The 20,520-nt window shown below is 57.4% G+C and carries 18 protein-coding genes; 14 read left to right on the top strand and 4 right to left on the bottom strand.

Annotated elements, in window-relative coordinates:
- Nucleotides 1–67 precede the first annotated feature (67 nt).
- Together ACKPCT_RS22200 and ACKPCT_RS22195 are read right to left on the bottom strand one after the other, a co-directional pair.
- Entirely contained in the window at nt 68–1,774 is a 1,707-nt protein-coding gene (locus tag ACKPCT_RS22200) for a Y-family DNA polymerase (RefSeq protein WP_244544705.1), read from the bottom strand.
- A complete protein-coding gene (locus ACKPCT_RS22195; RefSeq protein ID WP_090073431.1) occupies nt 1,683–2,351 on the bottom strand; it encodes an ImuA family protein in 669 nt (222 codons plus the stop codon). Before ACKPCT_RS22195 ends, ACKPCT_RS22200 begins: the two co-directional genes overlap by 92 nt.
- 220 nt (nt 2,352–2,571) lie before the next feature.
- Here ACKPCT_RS22195 and ACKPCT_RS22190 point away from each other — a divergent pair, with 220 nt between their 5' ends.
- The 3 genes from ACKPCT_RS22190 (at nt 2,572) to ACKPCT_RS22180 (ending at nt 4,965) form a co-directional block, all read left to right on the top strand.
- Nucleotides 2,572–2,706, top strand: a complete 135-nt coding sequence (locus ACKPCT_RS22190) for a hypothetical protein (protein WP_280141774.1) — start codon at nt 2,572–2,574, stop codon at nt 2,704–2,706.
- A 463-nt stretch (nt 2,707–3,169) separates the two neighbouring features.
- Nucleotides 3,170–4,465 carry a glycerate kinase type-2 family protein gene (locus ACKPCT_RS22185; RefSeq protein WP_319567998.1) on the top strand — a complete coding sequence of 432 codons (1,296 nt, stop codon included), beginning with the start codon at nt 3,170–3,172 and terminating at the stop codon, nt 4,463–4,465.
- Entirely contained in the window at nt 4,462–4,965 is a 504-nt protein-coding gene (locus ACKPCT_RS22180) for a YaiI/YqxD family protein (protein WP_319567997.1), read from the top strand. The genes ACKPCT_RS22185 and ACKPCT_RS22180 overlap by 4 nt, the downstream gene beginning before the upstream one ends.
- Before the next feature lie 57 nt (nt 4,966–5,022).
- Here ACKPCT_RS22180 and ACKPCT_RS22175 read toward each other — a convergent pair whose 3' ends face one another.
- Nucleotides 5,023–5,706 (bottom strand): RluA family pseudouridine synthase, encoded by a 684-nt coding sequence (locus ACKPCT_RS22175; protein WP_319567996.1) that lies wholly within the window; start codon nt 5,704–5,706, stop codon nt 5,023–5,025.
- 544 nt (nt 5,707–6,250) lie between these two features.
- Between ACKPCT_RS22175 and ACKPCT_RS22170 the strand changes: the two genes are divergently transcribed.
- The 7 genes from ACKPCT_RS22170 (at nt 6,251) to ACKPCT_RS22140 (ending at nt 15,116) form a co-directional block, all read left to right on the top strand.
- The gene (locus tag ACKPCT_RS22170; RefSeq protein WP_090073518.1) at nt 6,251–6,511 is read left to right on the top strand and encodes a DUF4212 domain-containing protein; all 261 of its coding nucleotides are present in this window, start codon (nt 6,251–6,253) and stop codon (nt 6,509–6,511) included.
- 20 nt (nt 6,512–6,531) lie between these two features.
- Nucleotides 6,532–8,304 carry a sodium:solute symporter family protein gene (locus ACKPCT_RS22165; RefSeq protein WP_090073426.1) on the top strand — a complete coding sequence of 591 codons (1,773 nt, stop codon included), beginning with the start codon at nt 6,532–6,534 and terminating at the stop codon, nt 8,302–8,304.
- Nucleotides 8,305–8,422: 118 nt separating this feature from the next.
- A complete protein-coding gene (locus ACKPCT_RS22160) occupies nt 8,423–10,264 on the top strand; it encodes a DUF294 nucleotidyltransferase-like domain-containing protein (protein WP_319567995.1) in 1,842 nt (613 codons plus the stop codon).
- Nucleotides 10,265–10,425: 161 nt separating this feature from the next.
- Complete coding sequence (locus tag ACKPCT_RS22155) at nt 10,426–10,947, top strand: hypothetical protein (protein WP_090073422.1); 522 nt, start codon at nt 10,426–10,428, stop codon at nt 10,945–10,947.
- Between the two features lie 39 nt (nt 10,948–10,986).
- On the top strand, nt 10,987–11,352 hold the full coding sequence (locus ACKPCT_RS22150) for a response regulator transcription factor (protein ID WP_090073419.1): 366 nt from the start codon (nt 10,987–10,989) through the stop codon (nt 11,350–11,352).
- A gap of 17 nt (nt 11,353–11,369) precedes the next feature.
- Nucleotides 11,370–13,529, top strand: coding sequence for a 3'-5' exonuclease (locus ACKPCT_RS22145; protein ID WP_319567994.1), 2,160 nt, complete (start codon nt 11,370–11,372; stop codon nt 13,527–13,529).
- Nucleotides 13,530–13,631: 102 nt separating this feature from the next.
- Nucleotides 13,632–15,116 carry an ATP-binding protein gene (locus tag ACKPCT_RS22140; protein ID WP_319514038.1) on the top strand — a complete coding sequence of 495 codons (1,485 nt, stop codon included), beginning with the start codon at nt 13,632–13,634 and terminating at the stop codon, nt 15,114–15,116.
- A 40-nt stretch (nt 15,117–15,156) separates the two neighbouring features.
- Here ACKPCT_RS22140 and ACKPCT_RS22135 read toward each other — a convergent pair whose 3' ends face one another.
- Nucleotides 15,157–16,068, bottom strand: a complete 912-nt coding sequence (locus ACKPCT_RS22135; protein WP_319567993.1) for a LysR family transcriptional regulator — start codon at nt 16,066–16,068, stop codon at nt 15,157–15,159.
- A gap of 143 nt (nt 16,069–16,211) precedes the next feature.
- Between ACKPCT_RS22135 and ACKPCT_RS22130 the strand changes: the two genes are divergently transcribed.
- The 4 genes from ACKPCT_RS22130 to argE all read left to right on the top strand — a co-directional run bounded on the left by ACKPCT_RS22130 (nt 16,212) and on the right by argE (nt 20,506).
- Nucleotides 16,212–17,186, top strand: coding sequence for a Bug family tripartite tricarboxylate transporter substrate binding protein (locus ACKPCT_RS22130; RefSeq protein WP_319567992.1), 975 nt, complete (start codon nt 16,212–16,214; stop codon nt 17,184–17,186).
- 105 nt (nt 17,187–17,291) lie between these two features.
- Complete coding sequence (locus tag ACKPCT_RS22125; RefSeq protein ID WP_090073410.1) at nt 17,292–17,801, top strand: tripartite tricarboxylate transporter TctB family protein; 510 nt, start codon at nt 17,292–17,294, stop codon at nt 17,799–17,801.
- A 12-nt stretch (nt 17,802–17,813) separates the two neighbouring features.
- Nucleotides 17,814–19,295, top strand: coding sequence for a tripartite tricarboxylate transporter permease (locus ACKPCT_RS22120; RefSeq protein WP_090073408.1), 1,482 nt, complete (start codon nt 17,814–17,816; stop codon nt 19,293–19,295).
- Nucleotides 19,296–19,300: 5 nt separating this feature from the next.
- A complete protein-coding gene (gene argE, locus ACKPCT_RS22115) occupies nt 19,301–20,506 on the top strand; it encodes an acetylornithine deacetylase (RefSeq protein WP_319567991.1) in 1,206 nt (401 codons plus the stop codon).
- Nucleotides 20,507–20,520 lie beyond the last annotated feature (14 nt).

The raw sequence follows: 20,520 nt of genomic DNA, 5'->3' as shown, positions 1-20,520 counted from the left end.
CCGGAATTCGGCGTCGGCCCCTTTGCAGGTGGCGTGGCCGCGCCTTGTGCGCGGGTGGGATTACTCGTCATGCAAATTCACCCTGCACGAACCAACTGGAAAGATGGGTCAAACGGTTTTGTGGCGTATGGAACAGCCAGAGACGCCAACCCTGCCGCGTCTCCACCCACCAATAGTCCCGAATGCCAGACCGCCATGCAGGATCCTCCCACCACCATTCCGGCGCAATCCGTTCCGGCCCGCGCGCATAGGCCACGGACAGCTGCATCCGTCGCCAACGAAAATGTGCTGGCGGCTCACGGCGCACAGGATCAGGCTCCGAGGATAAAGGCAGCACGATGGGCTCAGGCGGAAACAGCCGCACAGGGCGCGGTGAGCGGGGACCGCTGGCCTCTTCGTTCTGCGTCCCCTCTTTGCGGGCGTCCCGATCAGCCCCCTTTTTTCCTCCAAGCCCCGGCCAGGCGGCAACCGCTTTGGTCCATGCAGCAGGTTGCAAAGAAAAACTACGCTCTGGAATATGGCTGTCGGCAGGAACAAAGCGCAGGATATTCTCTAGCCCTATGCGACTACCAAGCCGGGAGACCAGATCATCCAGCGCGTGATCTTCGCCCCTTGATGCGGCTTCCCTGTCCGCCTCACGGCCCCCATTGCTCAACACCACGCTCGTCATCTGGTCATCGGCCATGGGTTCTACAACAGTGGCTTCCAGCCGCATCATGTCGATCCCGAAACCGGCATCCACCTCGCCCACGCTGCGTTCGAACAGAGGCAGAATCCGCGCCGCTTCCCGCATCGGACGCGCCAGCCGCAATTCCACCTGACTGGCCTCCATATCCATGCGCCGCATGGTCAGTTGCAACACCCGCGCTCCGGCGCCCTGCCGGTCCAGCTTGTTGCAAAGCCGGTCCAGCAGTTTGGCCGCCACCGCCATGACATCATCGGCCAGCCCGATCGGTTCGGGCAGGCTCATCCGCACCCCGTAATGAGGCGCCTCGGATAGAGGAGAGATGGCTTCCTCCCTGTGCCCCAACGCCTGATCCAACCGCATCAAGGGCTCCAACCCGAAGCGGCGGGTCACCGTCGCCCGTGGCAAGGCATAAAGCGCCTCGATGGTGCGCACACCGAGCCGCATCAGCCCCGTGCAGACCTTTTCTTCCAGCCGCAAGGCAGCAACCGGCAAATGCCCGATAGCAGCAAGTGCCTTGCCCGAAAGAGCCAGCCGCACCGCAAGGCCGGAAGATCTTTTCTCATGCGCCGCCGTGCTGGCCTCCGTCTCAACATGTCCAGAACCGGAAGCATCCCCCCGGGCCTCATCGGGCATCCAGCCGCCATAATGGGCCAGCGCCCAAGCCGCACCGCGCGTATCCGCAAGCCCCTGCTGCACGGAAATTCCGCCTCGCGCCAAACGCTCCTCGATGACCTCCAGCAGCGCCAGTTCGCCACCAAACAGATGAGTGGAGCCCGTCACATCCAGCAACAGGCCGTCGTCGCCATCCAACCCAACCCAGGGGCAGAAGCGTCCGGCCCAACGCGCCAGCAATTGCAGGAAATGCGCGTCCGCCTCACGATCTGCCGGCATGGTCTGCAAGGACGGGCACAGGGCCCGGGCATCTGCCAGCCCCATACCGCGCTGAAGCCCTTCCCGCTCGGCGCTCTCATTCAGGCAATAAAGCCGCTCGGCATTACTCTGCTGCAACGTGAGGGCAAAAGGAGTCGTCCCCACCGCGCGCCGCAGAATGCGGTCGCTCGCCAGCCTCGGAAACCACAATGACACGACGCGTCTCTGCATCCCAAACAAGATCCCAACACCCTAATGTTCCTGATTTGTTCTTTATAAGCTGCCAACGCTGAAGAGTCGAGTCGGGAGTCTGAAGCGACTGCATAGCCACCTGATTTTGCCGGAATTTCGGGGAGAAGAGCGGTGTACAATGCCAGCGACTTTCCGCCGCATTATTGCCCATCCCCTCGCCGATCATCAAAATGCCCGTAGCCTTGCCTTCCTCTGCGGCCAATTGCAGGCGTCGCCCCGCCGTGAAGGTGAGATCACGCGGCACCTCAGCCACCACTGTCGAAACAGCGCCAGACCGCAAAGCTTCTTCGGCAGCGGCCAACATGGCTTTTTGATCAGACACCCGCACCAGCAGCACATGGCGCGGATCACAAAACAGCGCCAATCCATCCGGATTGAGCCCCTCCGCCCGCCACTCTTCAACCAGCCACATGGCTGGCCGCTTATCCATTCGCACCCCAACCCCGCAAGCAATCGCGGCAAAGACAGCGGCGCCCTGTCCGGTCACCTCATGCGCTCGTCCCCCTCTTAGAGGAAAGGCTTCATCAAACCGCTCATACATGTCTCACTCCGAAAAAGAACATAATAGGAACATATCACGTTTTTTGTCCCTTGTCAGCGCCCTTCGACATCACATATTTGCATCATCAAATTTGAAGATATGCATATGGTGCATAAATGAGTCGCAAACTTGTCTCTTCAAAATCTGCAGAAAACCGCCAAAATATGCATCAAGACGCCGTACGATACGAACCACACATGATGACGAGAAAGTGGAACCCATGTCCGAAAAAAGCCTCAACCCCTTTTCCCTCGCCCTGAAGATTTTCCAGAATCTTGGATCCTCAGAGCCGCGCGTTCATCCAAACCCGCGCGAATGGGACGCCATGACCTTCTACGACCACAGAGACAACTAAAATACGTAAAAATATCTAAGAAAATCCGCAATTTAGGGCCTAGTCATGCAGTCCCATCAAGGCTGGTAGGCGATAAAACCTCTTTTGCGCATAAGACGAAAGTCTTAAACTGTCCCTTGTAAGTGAGCCAACGAAGCCTCTGCAAAGAGGCGAGGTCATTTGCGACGGGGACCCCCTCTAGTCTCATGCTGCCTCCTCCCCGATTTTGCATGAGATTCGACCCCCGCCCAAGTGGCAATCATGCCCTGTCCCTGACTCGTCTGGGACAGGGCATCTTTTTTGTGCCAACGCTCCTTTCGCCTTCCCTGAGACAAGCAACAAGACAGTCCCGAAAGCCGAACCCAAAAAGAATGGGCAAGTTTTTTCACAAGCCCTCTGCTTGCATGCCCTCAACAAGGAGACATGACTGGTCCTTTTCCCGCCGCACCACTATAGTCAAGTCAAACGAACGCGGGAGGCGATGGTGACAGACACCGGAAATGAAATCGAACAATTGCGCGATCTGGCTGCAGCCCTGTTTGAGGCAGGCGTTGCGGCGGCGGATCCACGTCTGGCTCTGGAAAAGACATTCGAACAAACCCCACTGACCCCTCTGCAAGAGGGACGCTATCTGGTCATTGCCCTTGGCAAAGCCTCTGGCGCCATGGCACAGACCTGTCTGAAGGCCCTGCCGGAAGGCACCGACTTTGAATGTCTTGTCATCACCAACTATGAAAATGACGCCCCCATTGAGGGAGCAACCTGCTTTGCCGCAGGCCATCCGGTGCCGGATGAAAACGGACTGAAGGCTGGCAAAGCCATCATGGATCTGTTGGCAACAACCACCCCTGAGGATCGCGTTATCGTGTTGATCAGCGGCGGCGGCTCGGCTCTTGTGCCAGCGCCCCTCTCCGGCCTCAGTCTAGATGACAAGATTGCCGTCAACAAGCTGCTGCTGGCCCATGGTTACGCAATTCAGGAAATGAATCTGGTGCGCCAGAGCTTGTCCCAGCTCAAGGGAGGCGGGCTCAGCCAACTGGCAGCGCCGGCGCCTGTCCAGAGCTATATTCTCTCCGACGTGGTTGGTGATGATCTCAGCGTCATCGCCTCGGGCCCGACCAATCCGCCCCTTGGCAGCAAGAAAGATGCTCTGGCCTTGTTTGAAGCCAAAGGGCTGGTGGATCAGTTGCCCCCATCGGTCAAAGCCGCACTGGAGACAGACGATGGAGAGACGGAGATCGATTTCTCCAATACGACCAACCTGCTCATAGGGTCCAACCGGCTCAGTCTTGATGCCATATTGGAGTCCCTGCCCATGGGCTGGCGTGGCCTCATTCTGGACGACCTGCTCGAAGGCGACGTGGAAGAGATCGCCCCCCAGTTGCTCGAAGCCGCCAGAAACGCGCCCGAAGAGCAGAAGACTGTCTATATCTGGGGCGGCGAAACCACTGTCACCCTGAAGGGCGATGGCAAGGGCGGACGCAATCAGGAACTGGCCCTGCGCTTTGCAGCCGCCAATGAAGCCAACCCGATTGAAGGGGACTGGGTGTTCTTGTCCGGCGGCACCGATGGACGCGATGGACCAACAGACAGCGCCGGAGGGCTGGTGGATGCCGAAACCCTCCACCGCATTCGCCAGACCGGCGAAAGACCACAGGCGCTTCTGGCCAACAATGACAGCTACAAGGCCCTTGAACTTGCCGGAGATCACCTGATGATCGGCGCCACGGGCACCAACGTCGCAGATATTCAGATCTGTCTGGTGGACAAAGACAAATGAGTGAAGAACAATCGGAGCAAGCAACCTCCCGACCGGTCGAAATTCTGGTCGACGCCGATGCTTGCCCCGTCAAGGAAGAGGTCTACAAGGTAGCCGAGCGCCATGGCGTTCCGGTTACGCTTGTGGCCAACCAGTTCATGCGCCTGCCGCGCAAAGACGAATGGGCGGTGCCCATCTCTTTCGTCAAGGTGGAGGATGGACCGGATGTGGCCGACGACCATATCGCCGACATTGCCCACCCGAAGGCGGTGGTGGTTACAGCCGACATTCTGCTCGCCCAACGCTGCATAACAAAGGGCGCCAGCGTCATCGGCACCACCGGCAAGCCGTTCACCGAGAATTCCATCGGCTCGGCAGTCGCCATGCGCAACCTGATGGCGGATTTACGTGAGACAAGCGACATCGGCGGCGGTCCGCCCCCCTTCTCCAAGGCCGATCGCTCACGCTTTCTTTCAAGCCTGCACGAAACGCTGGAACAACTGAAACGGCGACGCGCCTGAATGCCCCAAACCGCTTGGCTATACGACCCGACCGTCCAGACTTAACAGACGACTTGGCTAGCCAAACGGACAGGGGCTGATGAAATCCATCCATTCCCCCTTATCCGGATGAATGAAGCGTAGCGTTTCGGCATGCAGCATCAGCCTGTCTGCAGCGTGCAGAGCCTCGCCTTGCGCATAGAAGCGATCCCCCATGATGACATGCCCCAGACTGAGCATATGAACGCGCAGCTGATGGGAACGCCCCGTGTGGGGGAATAGCCGCACCAGCGTGCTGACAGCATCGCGGCCGATCACCTGCCAGTCGGTCACCGCCTTCTTGCCATGCTCGAAGGACACCATCTGCTTGGGCCGGTTCGGCCAATCGCAGATCAACGGGAGATCGACCGTGCCCCGATCCTCGGCCATTGCGCCCCAGACCCGCGCCACATAGCTCTTCTCGACCTTGCGCTTTTCAAATTGCCGTCCCAGATTGCGATGGCAGTCATCAGTGCGCGCCAGCACCATGATACCTGAGGTATCCATATCCAGCCGGTGAACGATTCGCGTGTCGCCAAAATGCTGTCGCGCGCGGTGATCCAGACAATCCCAATGCTCTTCAGCCTTGCCCGGCACACTCAACAGGCCCGATGGCTTGTTGATGATCACAAAATGCGCGTCCTCATAGAGCACTTCGAGATAGGGCTCAGTGGGCGGGCTGTAATTGACCAGAGGCGGGGTCAGGCTGGGCGGATGTGACATGGCTCTCATATGCATGAGCGCGGCGGCAAGGTCAATCACCTAACGGCTCGCCCCCCTTTCAAGAGCCCGACAACCGCATTTGAAAAGACTGGATTTCCCGCCCAAAACCGGCCCGAAGCACACCAAACAACGACCGATACCGCAGTGCAACAAAGCCCGCTCACGCGGCTTCGCGCATGCAAAATAAAGCTTCAAAATTAGACTTTCCTACAAATAAAACTAAAGTAAAAAGACCAGTCAAAGCCATCCATCAGATCCAACACTTCAGTATAAATCCTTTTTACACATCAAGAGACTAAAGGATAAAGGAATTATACGAAACATCAATTGAATTACCCCACCCTCTCATTTTAGATCACAGCAAGGATAGATGCCTATATTCAGGTTATCTGTGTCTTACAACTCACAGGGTCTTGTCATAAGTCGGAATAAAAAATGTCGCGGTGCAGCTGAGGAACTCTGCCGAAACAGACATAGCCGTCCAAAACAGACCTTTCAGAATGGAACATGAGCCGCAGAGCGGTTCAGCACCATGGGGGGAAATATGACCGAGAATACTGACTCCGGACATGCCTATTGGAAAGCCAACCTGAATCTGATCGCGATCTGCCTTGTCATTTGGTTCGTCGCATCCTTCGGGTTTGGTCTGCTTCTTCGTCCTGCCCTATCCGGCATCGCTGTCGGTGGATCCGACCTGGGATTCTGGTTCGCCCAGCAGGGCTCTATTTGGGTCTTTTTGGGACTCATCTTCTTCTATGCGATCCGCATGAACGCGATCGACAAGAAATTCGGCGTTGAAGAATAAGGAACGCGAGAGGCTAGACTATGGATCTTCAAACTCTTACCTACATCGTTGTGGGCGCGTCCTTTGCGCTTTACATCGGGATTGCCTTCTGGGCACGCGCCGGATCGACCGGTGAATTCTATGCCGCCGGTCGCGGCGTCCATCCGGTTGCCAACGGCATGGCAACGGCGGCTGACTGGATGTCGGCTGCATCCTTCATCTCCATGGCGGGTCTGATTGCCTTCAACGGCTATGGCGCATCGGTGTTCCTGATGGGCTGGACCGGCGGTTATGTGCTTCTCGCCATGCTTCTGGCGCCTTACCTGCGCAAATTCGGCAAATTCACCGTTCCGGAATTCATTGGTGACCGCTTCTATTCTTCCACCGCACGCATCGTGGCCGTGGCCTGCCTCATCATCTGCTCGATCACCTATGTTATCGGCCAGATGAAGGGCGTTGGCGTTGCTTTCTCCCGCTTCCTCGAAGTGGATGCATCCACCGGCTTGCTGATCGGTACCGCAATCGTGTTTCTTTATGCGGTTCAGGGCGGCATGAAGGGCATCACCTACACCCAGATCGCCCAATATTGCGTTCTGATCCTTGCCTACACCATTCCGGCAATCTTCATCTCCATGGAACTAACCGGCAGCTTCCTGCCGCAGGTTGGCCTGTTCTCCGACCATGTTTCCGGCACCCCGCTGCTCACCAAGCTTGATCAGGTGGTGACCGACCTCGGATTTGGCGAATATACCGCCTTTACATCCAACCCGCTCAACATGTTCATGTATACCATGTCCCTGATGATCGGGACCGCAGGCCTGCCCCACGTGATCATCCGCTTCTTCACCGTGCCGAAGGTCTCCGACGCACGCTGGACCGCAGGCTGGTCTCTGGTCTTCATCGCGATCCTCTACACCACCGCTCCTGGCGTTGGCGCCATGGCTCGCCTCAATCTGATGGACACCATCCAGACCGGCACCATTGGTGCGGAAGACGGCAACCTGCAATATGAAAACCGTCCAGACTGGTTCAAGAATTGGGAAACCACCGGTCTTCTGAAATTCGAAGACAAGAACGGCGACGGCCGCATCCAGTATTACAATGACAAATCCGCAGACTTCCAAGCGAAAGCTGACGAATTTGGCTGGAAAGGCAACGAGTTGTTCGTAGACCGTGACATCATGGTTCTGGCCAACCCGGAAATCGCCAAACTGCCAAACTGGGTGATTGCACTGGTCGCAGCCGGTGGTCTTGCCGCCGCGCTCTCCACTGCTGCCGGTCTGTTGATGGCCATTTCGTCAGCCGTTTCCCATGACCTGATGAAGGGCACCTTCACACCAAACATCACCGAGAAGCAGGAACTGCTCTATGCCCGTGTCGCCATGGCCGTTGCAATCGTGATTGCCGCCTATCTCGGCCTCAATCCTCCGGGCTTCGCCGCTCAGGTTGTGGCTCTGGCCTTCGGTCTGGCAGCCTCCTCGATCTTCCCGGCTCTGATGATGGGGATTTTCTCCAAACGGGTAAACTCCAAGGGCGCCATCTTCGGCATGCTGGCCGGCATCCTGTCGACCCTGCTCTACATCTTCATGTATAAGGGCTGGTTCTTCATTCCGGGCACCAACATGCTGGCGAACACCACGGAGAATCATTTCCTTGGCATCGCACCAGAAGCGTTCGGCACCATTGGAGCGATCATCAACTTCGCAGTTGCTTATGTGGTCTCCTCCATGTCCGCTGAACCTCCCAAGGAGATTCAGGAACTGGTCGAAAGCATCCGCGTGCCAAAAGGTGCAGGCGCTGCGATTGATCACTAAAGGCTCTGGCTGCGAGAATCTCTTGAGGGGCCTCGCGACCTGAAACAAGACAATTCGAGAGATCCCGCCGCACATCGCGGCGGGATTTTTGTCCGCAAATCAGCCGGAGACAGGAAACATGAGCCTACCGGATTTTGCAGAATTCGCCAGCCACAGGCATCCGTTTGACCTCATCGAGATGAGCCGTCTTGCAGTGCTTGCCCGAAACACTCTCAAAATCGAGGTTGCCAAGGGGGAGACCATTTTGTCCGTTGGCCAGAAGGTGGAAGGGCTCTATCTCATCCAGTCTGGCGAAGTGGATCTCATCACGCCTGAGGACACACTGCTTCTGCATCTCACGGTGGGCAACTGCTTTGGCGAGCGCGCCATGCTGAGCGATGGCCATGCCCCTAACCGCGCCGTTGCCAATCAGGATTGCACCCTGTTTCTCATCCCCAAATCTGAATTTCTCGACCTGACGGAGACCCTGCCTTCTTTTCACGCCTTTTTCGATAGCTCCCTCATCAAACGCGCAGCAGCCGCAGGACAGAGCGATTCGACCACCGATCTCATCTCGATCACCATCGGCGCGTTGATGACCCCCGATCCGATCACCATCGGTCCGGACATGCCGGTCACGGAAGCTGCACAGTTGATGCGAGCCAAGAATATCTCCTGTCTGCTGATCACCCAAGAGGATCGCCTGATCGGCATCCTGACCACAGGCGACATGGCTCATCGGGTCGTTGCCGCTGGCCTTGGGCTCGACACACCCGTGCGCGCCGTCATGACAGCCGATCCCTTTACGCTGGGGCCTGACGCTCTGGGCTTTGACGCCCTCCTCTCCATGATGGAACGCACCCACACCCATCTGCCCGTTGTGGCAGACGGCAAGCTGGTCGGCATCCTGACCAACACCAATCTGGTGCACCGTCAGGCTGTCTCCGCGCCCTTCCTCATTCGCGACCTGCAACGGCAGAATGATTTTGAAAGCCTTGCGACCATCGTCGCCAAGGTGCCGCAAATGCTGGCCCAGCTCGTAGGCTCCGGCGTAGATGCCCATAATATCGGCCGCATCGTCACCAATGTTACCGACAGTCTGACCCGGCGTCTCGTGCAATTGGCTGAAGAAAAATTCGGCCCCGCTCCCGTGCCCTATCTCTGGCTGGCCTGTGGCTCGCAAGGACGACAGGAGCAGACCGGCGTCTCCGATCAGGACAATTGCCTCATTCTGGATGAGGGCTTTATCGAGGCCGAACATGGTGCCTATTTTGAACAGTTTGCCCGCTTCGTCTCCGATGGGCTTGATGCGGCAGGTTTCTACTATTGCCCCGGCGAGATGATGGCCACCAATCACCGCTGGCGGCAGCCCGTCTCCGTCTGGCGCGGTTATTTCGACAAATGGATCGACCGCCCCGACCCCATGGCCCAGATGCTGGCCAGTGTCATGTTTGATTTACGTCCCATCACGGGCAATGAAAGCCTCTTTGCTGGCCTTTATCAGGAAACGCTGGAGAAGGCGAAGAAGAACAGCATATTCAGGGCGCACATGATCTCCAATTCGCTGGGACATACCCCTCCGCTCAGCTTCTTTCGTGGCTTTGCGCTGATCCGCAAGGGCGAGCATAAGGACACCGTTGACCTCAAGCTCAATGGCGTCGTGCCGATTGTAGACCTCGCCCGCGCCTATGCCCTGCAAGGAGCGATCACGGCAGCCAACACCCGCGAGCGTCTCATTCAGGCAAGAGATCAGGGCACCATCAGCCAGGAAGGCGCACTGGGACTGATCGATGCCTATGACCTGATCGCCACCATACGGCTGGAACATCAGGCCCGTCAGATCCGCGAGGGCAAGACACCGGACAATTTCCTCGCTCCCGCGAGCCTCAGTGAACTGGAACGCAACCATCTCAAGGATGCTTTCATCATAATCAAGACCCAGCAATCCGCCCTTGGTCACGCGCAGGGTGCCAACATCTAGCCTGCCCCATACCGGCGTCTAAGCCATTGGGTGGCCTACGAAATGCTGCCTTATCACAGGGCTGTATTCCGTGTCACAAGAAAGCATGGACAGGAATGCCCGCCGCCCTGACGTCAGCGACGCAGCCCCCTTCAAGTTCAACCCGCAAGGAGCCCTTCTGTATGTTGTTCATTTTGCTTGGAACCTTCATAGCTGGCATCGGCGCAGCGGGGGCAGCCGTCGTCGTCTATAAATTCATCCTGCGCCGCCCGCGCCCCAAGGGGGCTATTCCCATTTCCGCTGGTGTCGCCATGATCCTTCTGCAGATCGTGCTCGACTATGGCTGGTATTCCCGCGCAACTGCGGATTTCGGCGATGATGTCGTGGTGCTGCGAACCGCCGAGGGCACAAGTCTGCTGCAGCCTCTCTCCTACATCATCCCCCGCACGGACCGCTTCCTTGCCTTGAACAAGGCCAGCATGAGAAGCAACGACAATCTGCCCGGTATCAAGCTGGCGGAATTGTTTCAGGCAGAAAAGGATGGCCCGACAACCTCTATCTGGCAGTTGATCGATTGTCCGGGCAAGCGCCGCGCCGATTGGACCCACACCATGCCACCAACCATGCAAGACCTCGAGGGGCAAGCCAAATGGTACGAGCTTGAAGAGAGTGATCCGCTGTTTGACGCCGCCTGTGAGAACTAGGACAGAAACACCATAAAGGAGGGATCTGGGAGGAGCATCATGACGAAATCGATATTGGTGGTGGATGATGAACCAACCATGGCCTTTGCGCTTGAGCAGCTCATGAAGGCTGAAGGCTATCAGGTGACAACCGCCAGCAGCGGCCAAAGCGCTCTGGACTGTGCCCGCAAGGACCACCCGAACCTCATCCTGCTCGATAGCTCCCTGCCAGACAGGGATGGTTATGACATCTGCCAGACCATCCGCAAGGATGGAGCGAACGAAGATGTCACCATCATCATGATGAACACATCCAGCCGACCAATCGAGCTGGAAAAGGGGCGGGCCTGCGGCGCGAACGGTGCCCTGACCAAACCTTTCTCGCTCGCCACGGCGGCAAAGACCATCAAAGACTATCTGACATAGGCAAGAAACCGGCAACCATGGCACCACCGACAAACAAATTGGAACGACTGAGCCTGAGGCTTCGCATCTTCTTGTTTTTCGCGCTGATTGCCGCAAGCGCCTTAGTCATCATCGCAGCCAGTCTCTATTTTGCTCTTCAGCGCATAGGCCCGGAGGCCACGCCACATCTGGTTCTGTTTGGAGGCATTGCTGCCTTTGCGATCCTCTTTGTCACCGGTTGGGTTTGGCAGAAATTCGATCTCAATGTCGCCCAGCCCATCGAGCATATCTCCAAGGATGTACGCTCCCTCGTCCATGCTGGCGCCTCTCGTGGGATGGATCAGGAAACCGGCAAATATCTCGGCCTGCTCAATCCGGCCATCAGAGAAATCACCAACGCGCTGACCGAGGCCCGAGACGAGACAGAAAAGCAGATCGCAGACGCCACAGAGGAAACCCACAAGCAGACAGCACGGCTTGAAAGCGTCATCAGCAATCTTGAGCAGGGTGTGCTGATCTGCTCGCTGGATCACAAGATCACGCTCTATAACAAGCGCGCCCTGAAAATCCTGCATGTATCAGGCGAAATCGGCCTAGGGCGCTCGTTATTTTCCATTGTCTCGGCGGCCCCTTTTCGCCATGCTCTGGAACGGCTGCGCCACCGCTTGCAAGAAGGCCGCCACAAGCATCACAGGGAAGGGCTCAGCCAGCTTGTCATCTGCGCTACGGCCGATGGCAAACACACGCTGCAAGGCCGTATCACGCTGTTACTTGACGATGCACAACAAAGCCCCACCGGCTTCATTGTGACCTTTGATGACATGACCCGCCAGCTTGCAGACAATGTCGAGCGCGACAGCCTTTTACAATCAGCCCTCAGCGATTTGCGTCATCCGGCCGCCAACCTTCTGGCCTCAGCCGAGATACTGGCCGGTGACTATGCGCTTGCGCCGGAAGCACGTCACACCCTTGAAAAAATGCTGGCAGAAGAAGCCAATAGCCTCTCAACGCGCCTTGAGCAATATGACAAGCGCTCCCATGACATGCTGACCAGCGCGTGGCCCATGAGTGATGTCTATTCCTCATCCCTGTTCAACTCGGTCCTGCGACGCAACAGTTCGGAGGACCTGCACCTGACTTGCGAGTTCATCGGCGATCCTGTCTGGCTGCATTGTGATTCCATCACCATTGTCGAACTCATCGAATATGCCCTGCGCAAGGTGGCCGAGATCACCGGACAAAGAGCCTTCCTGCTGCGGGCCAGCGAACAGGATCACAAGATCTATATCGATCTGCATTGGCATGGAGCACCGCTCAGCGTTGCCGCTATCAATGGCTGGCTCGATGATCCGCTTGATCCCGATCTGGGGGGCATCACCAGCCGCGACGTGCTCCAACGCCACAAATCCGATTTCTGGAGTGCACCGGCTCCCGATGGCACGGCCCATCTGCGCCTGCCGCTCAGTCTTCCCCGCGACCATCACACGAACCAGCCACAGGACGAGCAGATGCTTCTGCTGCCTGAGCGGTTGGAATTTTATGATTTTGAGCTGATGGAGCGCAAATATCTCGGCGCCCTCGAAGACCGCCCCTTGCGGGAGCTGGATTTCGTGGTCTTCGACACCGAGACAACCGGCCTTGATCCATCCGGTGGCGATGAGATCATTTCCATTGCGGGCGTACGCATCGTCAACGGGCGCATCATGCATGGCGAGATTTTTGACCAGTATGTTCATCCGGGCCGAAGCATTCCGCCCGCCTCAACCAAAATCCACCATATCAGCAACGAGATGGTGGCCGATGCATCACCAATTCAAACCATACTGCCTCGCTTTCATTCCTTTGTCAGCGATGCCGTACTCGTGGCGCATAATGCCGCCTTTGACATGAAGTTCCTGTCGCTGAAACAGGATGAAACCGGCATCCGCTTCACCAATCCGGTTCTGGATACCGTGCTGCTCGCCGCCCATCTCCAAGGCCAGACAAGCAGCCTGACGCTGGATGCGCTGGCCGAGCAATTCGACATCGAGATCCCTGCCCAAATGCGCCATACGGCGCTGGGCGACTCGCTGGCAACGGCCCAGCTCCTGCTCCGCCTGATCGATCTGTTGGAAGCATCCGGTGTCCAAACCCTGCGCGATGCAGTAGCTGCGGAGAAAAAAGCCGAGGCTATCCGCCGCCAACAGGCCCGCTATTAACTCAGTTTGGCCCGATCGCACGAAACTCTATTGATCTGGAGCGCCGAATCTGAAAAGTTCGCCGCCGATCTTTCTTTTTCCTCACAGGATAATTGTATCACGATGACCGTCAGCATTGATCTGGGGACCATGAAACTGGGCCAGCCGGCCCAAATGGATCTGGAAGAACTGCTGGCCACCCGCCTTCTGGTGCAGGGCAACTCCGGATCGGGTAAATCCCATCTGTTGCGCCGCATCCTCGAGCAGAGCGCCAAATGGGTTCAGCAGATCATCATTGACCCGGAAGGGGATTTCGTCACGCTGGCCGAGAAATACGGCCATGCGGTGGTGGATGCTGTCGGCACAGAAGCCGACCTGACCATGATCGCCGCCCGCGTGCGCCAACATCGCATTTCCGCCGTGCTCAATCTGGAAGGCCTTGATGCCGACCGCCAGATGCGCGCCGCTTCGGCCTTCCTCAATGGCCTGTTCGATATCGACCGGCAATATTGGTATCCGGCCATTGTCATCGTCGATGAAGCCCAGCTTTTTGCCCCCGCAGCTGGCGGTGAAGTCAGCGAAGAGGCCCGCCGGTCCTCTCTTGGTGCCATGACCAACCTCATGTGCCGTGGCCGAAAACGCGGTCTTGCCGGTATCATCGCCACGCAGCGTCTTGCCAAGCTGGCAAAGAACGTCGCCGCCGAAGCCTCCAACTTCCTGATGGGTCGAACCTTCCTTGATATCGACATGGCCCGCGCAGCCGATCTGCTTGGCCTTGAGCGCCGTCAGGCTGAGACCTTCCGCAATTTGGATCGCGGTCAATTCGTTGCCTTGGGCCCTGCGCTTTACCGCCGCTCGGAAACGGTCACCATCGGCGCAGTGGAAACCTCGGCACGCTCCTCAAGCCCCAAGCTAATGCCGCTGCCCGATGTGCCGCATGACAATATCGATGAGCTCCTATTCAAGCCCGGTTCAGATGAAGACCCAAGACCCGCCATGGCTCCTCCGCCCCCGACCACGGCAGAGGTCATGCAGCAATTGGCCAATCTGAGGCTGGATCGCGAATTCGGTGGCGAAACCGAGCCGCAGCTTGATCTCGACCCGGGCCTTAGTGCCGAAGAGCGCGAAGCGATTCTGCATAAGATTCTCGCTGATCTTCTGGATGATCCGGATGCCGCCTATCAGCCGGTATCCGTGCTCTATCAGGATTTTCAGGTGCGCTGCCGCATCGAAAAGACCCTCAAGACAACGCCAGACCTGCAGGAATTCCGCCAGCTTCTGGCCGTTGCCCGCGCTGGCGTTGACGCAAAGGAAGAGACACTCGACGAAGATCAGTGGAAACAGGCCGGCGTCATAGCCGACCAGTTGCCCGAAGACATGCGCGGGGTGTATCTGCTGCTCGCCAAGGCTGCCCTTGGCAAGAAGCCCTGCCCCACCAATCTGGAACTGGCAACTGCCTATGGAACCCGCTCTCCCTCTCGCGCCCGCTTCCTGCTGACCTATATGGAAGAACGCGGCTATCTGGTCTGCGCCAACGATCTGCGCGGCAACCGTATCGTTACGCTCAAGGATCTGGGCGTCCAGACCGAGCCGGGAAATCCGGACTGATCTCTCCGGTTCCGTGGCACCGGGCACGGGACGCTCAAGGCTAGAGGATCACACCGGCCGTCTTCAAGCGCCCGATCTCGGTAGCCACCACCTCCGCAAAGGCCAGCCCGATGCCGCTCAAGGGGCGATCCTTGGGCACGAATTGTGCGATATCCCAACGGATGGATGGCAGCAACGGACAATCAACGACCTTGTCCTCATCAAGCAGCAGACAGGCAACAGGGTCAACAATGGCCAACCCCACCCCCATCTCCACCAAACGCACGACCCCGTGCAAGGTGCGCGTTTCGGCAACAATCGCCCGCTCCACTTCGATGGACTGCATCATATAGTCGATACGCGTGCGCAGTGGGCTGCCAGGCGCCAGATCCACAAAGGTTTCCCTTTTCAGATTCTGCAGGGACACTTCCGACAGATGCTGCAGCTTGTGCCCCTTGGGCATGAGACAGCGCGCTTCACAGATCGCCAGCGATGTCACATCAGCACCATAGGGGTCGGCATCCAGCGTGATTCCGAGAGCGAAATCGCAGCTGCGCTCAGCCACCATGCGCATGATTTCGCTCATGCCGGTATCACGCAGTCTGACGCTCACATGTGGATGTGTCTTCTGAAACTCGGCAATGGCATCAATGAGAAATGTGTCACAGAAAATGGGCTGCGCGGCGATGACCAGATGCCCGCGCTGGTTGTTGGCGATGGCGCTGGCTTCTTCGGAAAGGGCACTGATGCTTTCCAGCCCCCGAACCACCGTCTGATGAAACTGGAAAGCCTCCGGCGTAGGGATCAACTTGTTCCGCTTGCGCAAAAACAGGGCAAATCCCACCCGCGTTTCAAGCGCCATCAACAACCGGCTGATCATCGGCTGGCTCAACCCTAGCTCGTCTGCAGCACTGCGCATGCCGCCCAGTCGGATATAAGCATCAAACGCCTGCAATTCGCGGATTTTCATCATTTTGATCTGCCTCAGTATTACAAATATGCATACTGTCTTATTTTCTTGCAAAAAAGGGAATACTGTGAAAGAAAGTTTTTGTGGATTATCCAACACCTTCCAAAGGTCTTTTTCGGACCGCAGTCTAAGAGGTTCATTAAAACATGAAAAAAATTGTTTCCGCCCTCGCGATGGCGACCGCTCTTTTCACTGGCGCAGCTATGGCCGAAGACAGCTACCCGACCCAGGCTGTTACCCTCACCATTCCTTATGGCCCGGGTGGCGCATCCGACCTTGCCGGTCGCGCTCTTGCTGAAACCGCCAAAACCTATCTCGGACAGCCGATCACCGTGGTCAACAAACCCGGCGCAGGCGGCATGAACGGGGCCCGTTCTGTTTCAGAAGCAGAGCCAGATGGCTACACCCTGCTGCTGGCTCGCGTTGGCATGGCACTGACCCCAGCTGTCAACCCGCAGGCTTCTGTCAACTGGGACGCCTACACCTTCCTTGGTGTGCTTGAAGCAACCCCGATGATTCTCGCAGTGAAGGGCGATTCCCCTTACAACAGCGTTGAAGAGCTTCTCAAAGCCGTCAAAGACAGCAATGGTGCGATGACCTATGCCGCTTCCGGCGCGACGGCTATCGACGGTTTCACCTCTCAGGCCCTGTTGTCTGATGCTGGTATGGACCCACTGACCGCAGCCACTCTGGTGCCTTACAAAGGTGGCGGCGCACTGGCAACCGCCCTGCTCGGTGGCCATGTTGACTTCCTTGCCGTTTCTGCCGGGTCCCTCATCCCGCATATCGAAAGCGGCGACATGAAAGCCCTGATGGTCTTTGCTCCGGAGCGCATGGCAAAACTGCCAGATACTCCGACTGCAGCAGAGCTGGGCTATGAGCAGGCTGGTCAGGTTACCGGCTGGAGTGCTCTTTATGCGCCGAAGGGTCTGCCAGAAAACGTCATCGCCAAATGGGACGAAGTTCTTGGCAAAGTGGCTACCGATGAAACCTGGTTGAAGCTGGCTGGCCGTCGTGGCTCCATCTCCACCGTGGGCAAAATTGACATGACCAAATATGCCAAAGAACAGTATGACCTGTTCCATGGCCTTGCCAAGAAATTCGGCTACCTGCCGGAATAAGAAACGCTCTATCTGCTGAACAAGAAGAGTAAAAACTCTACATCATCTGACAGCAAGCGTGGCCCTTTCCATTAGGGCCACGCCCTTTGTTGGGGACTTCCCGCCATGCACACTTCCTTTCTTCGTAGCCCATGGTTCTGCGGGCTGCTGATTGCGGCCTTCTTCGCCTTTGTCATTTTTGCCCTCATCCCGGTGTACGTACCGCGCCCGGCCTTCATTCCAGGCTTTGCGCCACCGCCGGATATGTGGCCCCGCACCGTCTCCATAATCGGCTGTGCCCTTGGTCTGCTTCTCTTCGTTCTGGCTCTTCTCGGGCGTGCGGTAGAGAGCGAGGCACTTGAAACCGACCATGCCCCGAAAAGCGTTCTGATCACCCGCTTCATTGGCGCAATGGTCGTCTTTATCGCCTATGTTCTGCTGTTGCCCTATGTCGGTTTCCTGATTGCCTCGATGGCCCTGACCGGTGCGATGATCCTTCTGACCGGCGAAAAGAACTATCGCTATTGGGCCATTGGCCTGACGCTACTGGGGCCGATTGTGCTTCAGTTGGTGTTCCACTCGGCGCTCGGCACACAATTCCCTGTTGGCATTCTGACCAAACAATTTGGCTTCTGATCGGAGACACTCATGGCACACGACATTCTCTATGCCTTGCAGGCTGTAGCTACCTGGCAGAATCTCCTGATCATGGCCGCAGGCATCTGGGGCGGCGTGATCATTGGCGCCATTCCAGGCATGACCGGCACAATGGCAGTTACTCTCGCCTTGCCCTTTACCTTCTATATGGAACCGGTTCCCTCCATCCTGCTGCTGGTCGCCCTCTACAAGGGTTCGACCTATGGCGGCTCGGTATCCGCTATCCTGATCAAGACCCCCGGCACCGCTTCAGCTGCCTGCACCGCCCTTGATGGCTATCCCCTTGCCCGTCAGGGCAAGGCGGGCAAGGCGCTCAATATGGCGCTCTATTCCTCGGTTATCGGCGACTTCATCTCCAACCTGTCGCTGATCTTTCTGGCAGCCCCACTGGCCATTCTGGCTCTGCGCGTCGGACCGCCGGAATATTTCATGCTGATGCTGTTTGCCCTCACCACAGTTGCTGGCGTTTCGGGCAATTCTCTGCTGCTCGGCCTCATCTCGGCAACCTTCGGCCTGTTGCTCGCAACCGCAGGCGAAGACCTTTATGGCTCCTTCCGCTTTGCCTTCACGGATGACATGCAGGCTGGCCTCTCGGTTGCACCGGTTCTGATCGGCCTGTTTGCCCTGCCAGAACTGCTCAAACTCATCGTCTTCCGCGCCGCGCACAAGAATGAGGCCGCCAAGCTGGGCGACCAGAAAGTGAGCCGGAGCGAGTTCATCGGCTCGGTCAAATCCATTTTGCGCGGCTCCGTCATCGGTGCTGTGCTGGGCGCAATCCCCGGCATCGGGCCTTCAGCTGCGGCTTTCTTCTCCTACGGCGAAGCGCAGCGTACCTCCAAGAATGGTGACAATTTCGGCAAGGGCGAGCTGGAAGGCATCGCCGCCTCCGAATCCGCCAACAATGGGGCTTGCGGTGCAACCATGATCCCGCTGCTTGCCTTGGGTGTGCCCGGCGATGTCATCACCGGCGTCATGCTCGGCGCCTTCATGATCCAGGGCCTCACTCCCGGGCCGCTGCTGTTCCAGACCAACATCCACGAAGTCTATATGCTGTTCATCGGCATGCTCTTCTCCTCGGTACTGTTGTTCTTTGCCGGGAAGGTCATCATGCGCGGCTTCTCCCATGTTGCCCGCGTTCCACAATCCCTGCTGGCTCCGGTGGTCCTGCTGCTCTGCCTGTTTGGCATCTACTCCATCGCCTCCAGCATGTTCGATGTTGCCATTCTGCTCATCATGGGCGTAACCGGCTTCATCATGTTCCTATTGAACATCCCTGCAGCACCCTTCCTCATCGCCTTCATCATCGGGCCGATGATCGAGGAAAACCTGCGCCGTGCACTGGCAATTTCCCGTGGAGATCCATCTGTCCTGATTTCCTCTCCGATCACGATGATTTTCGCCGCACTGATTATCCTCGTCGTCGGGCTCACTGTCCGACGTGAATTCCTTAAATCCCGAAATAGAAAGGCTTGAGACCAATGAGCCTCACCATCGAAGCCCCCGCGCTCCAGCATCCTGCCCTTGAACAGGCCAAGGCGCATCTGGGGGCTTTGATTGGATATGATTCCGTATCCAGTCGTTCAAACAGAGCGCTTATCGACTACGCAGCCGAAACTCTCGAGAAATTGGGCGCAGAGGTTACGATCCTGCCCAATGAAGAAGGAACCAAGGCCAATCTGGTTGCCCGTTTTGGCCCGGCCGATGTGCCCGGTGTGGTGCTGTCAGGCCATACAGATGTGGTTCCGGCCACAGAAGACAGCTGGGTGACCCCCCCCTTCTCAGCCGATGAGAGAGAAGGTCGCATCTATGGACGCGGCGCCTGCGACATGAAAGGCTTTGGCGCTTGCGTGTTGGCGGCAGCGGCTTCCTTTGCCACGGCTGACCTCAAACGCCCGATCTATATCTGCTTCTCCTATGATGAAGAAGTAGGGTGTCTGGGAGCCCCTGCCATCGCGCGCTGGTTGGCCGATCTGGATGTGCCTCCCGAGCTAGCCATCATCGGTGAGCCATCCGAAATGAAGCTCATCACCGGCCAGAAAGGCAAAATCGCCATGCGCGCCCATGTGAAGGGCACGTCGGGGCATTCTTCTTTCGCACCAGAACATGTGAATGCGGTGGAATATGCCTCACGTATGATCAGCACCATCGCAGAACGCGCAGACCGCTATCAGGTCGAAGGTCCGTTTGACAAGGATTTCACAGTGCCTCATGCCACCATGTTGACCACCATGATCACGGGGGGCGTGGCAACCAACGTGACGCCGAGCGACTGTAGCTTCACCTTCGAGCTGCGTTCGATCAGTGGTATGGATGCTGAAGGCGACATGAAGGCGCTGCTTGATGGCATTGAAGCCGACATCGCGACCAAGATGACCTCCAAAGCGGCCAATAGCGGCGTGACGTGGGAAAGGATCTTTGCCTATCCCGCCATGGGCGATGCACGAGGCACCGATGCCTTTGAACGCCACGCTCATCTTATGCCCGAATGGGGCGGCAAGGTGTCGTATGGCTCCGAAGGCGGTGTGTTCGAGACCATTGGCAAGATCCCGTCGGTCATCGTTGGTCCAGGCTCCATCAAGCAGGCCCACAAGCCGAATGAATTCGTTGATATCGATCAGCTGGATCTCTGCCTCGGCTTTCTTGATGAGCTGACACACGAGCTTGAAAAGCCTCATAAAGGCTGATCAACACAGTGTGA

The sequence above is a fragment of the Cohaesibacter marisflavi genome, assembly GCF_963665895.2.
In the GTDB taxonomy this organism is placed as follows: domain Bacteria; phylum Pseudomonadota; class Alphaproteobacteria; order Rhizobiales; family Cohaesibacteraceae; genus Cohaesibacter; species Cohaesibacter marisflavi.
The sequence above is the reverse complement of the archived record's forward strand: the minus strand, read 5'-3'. Positions and strand labels throughout refer to the sequence as shown.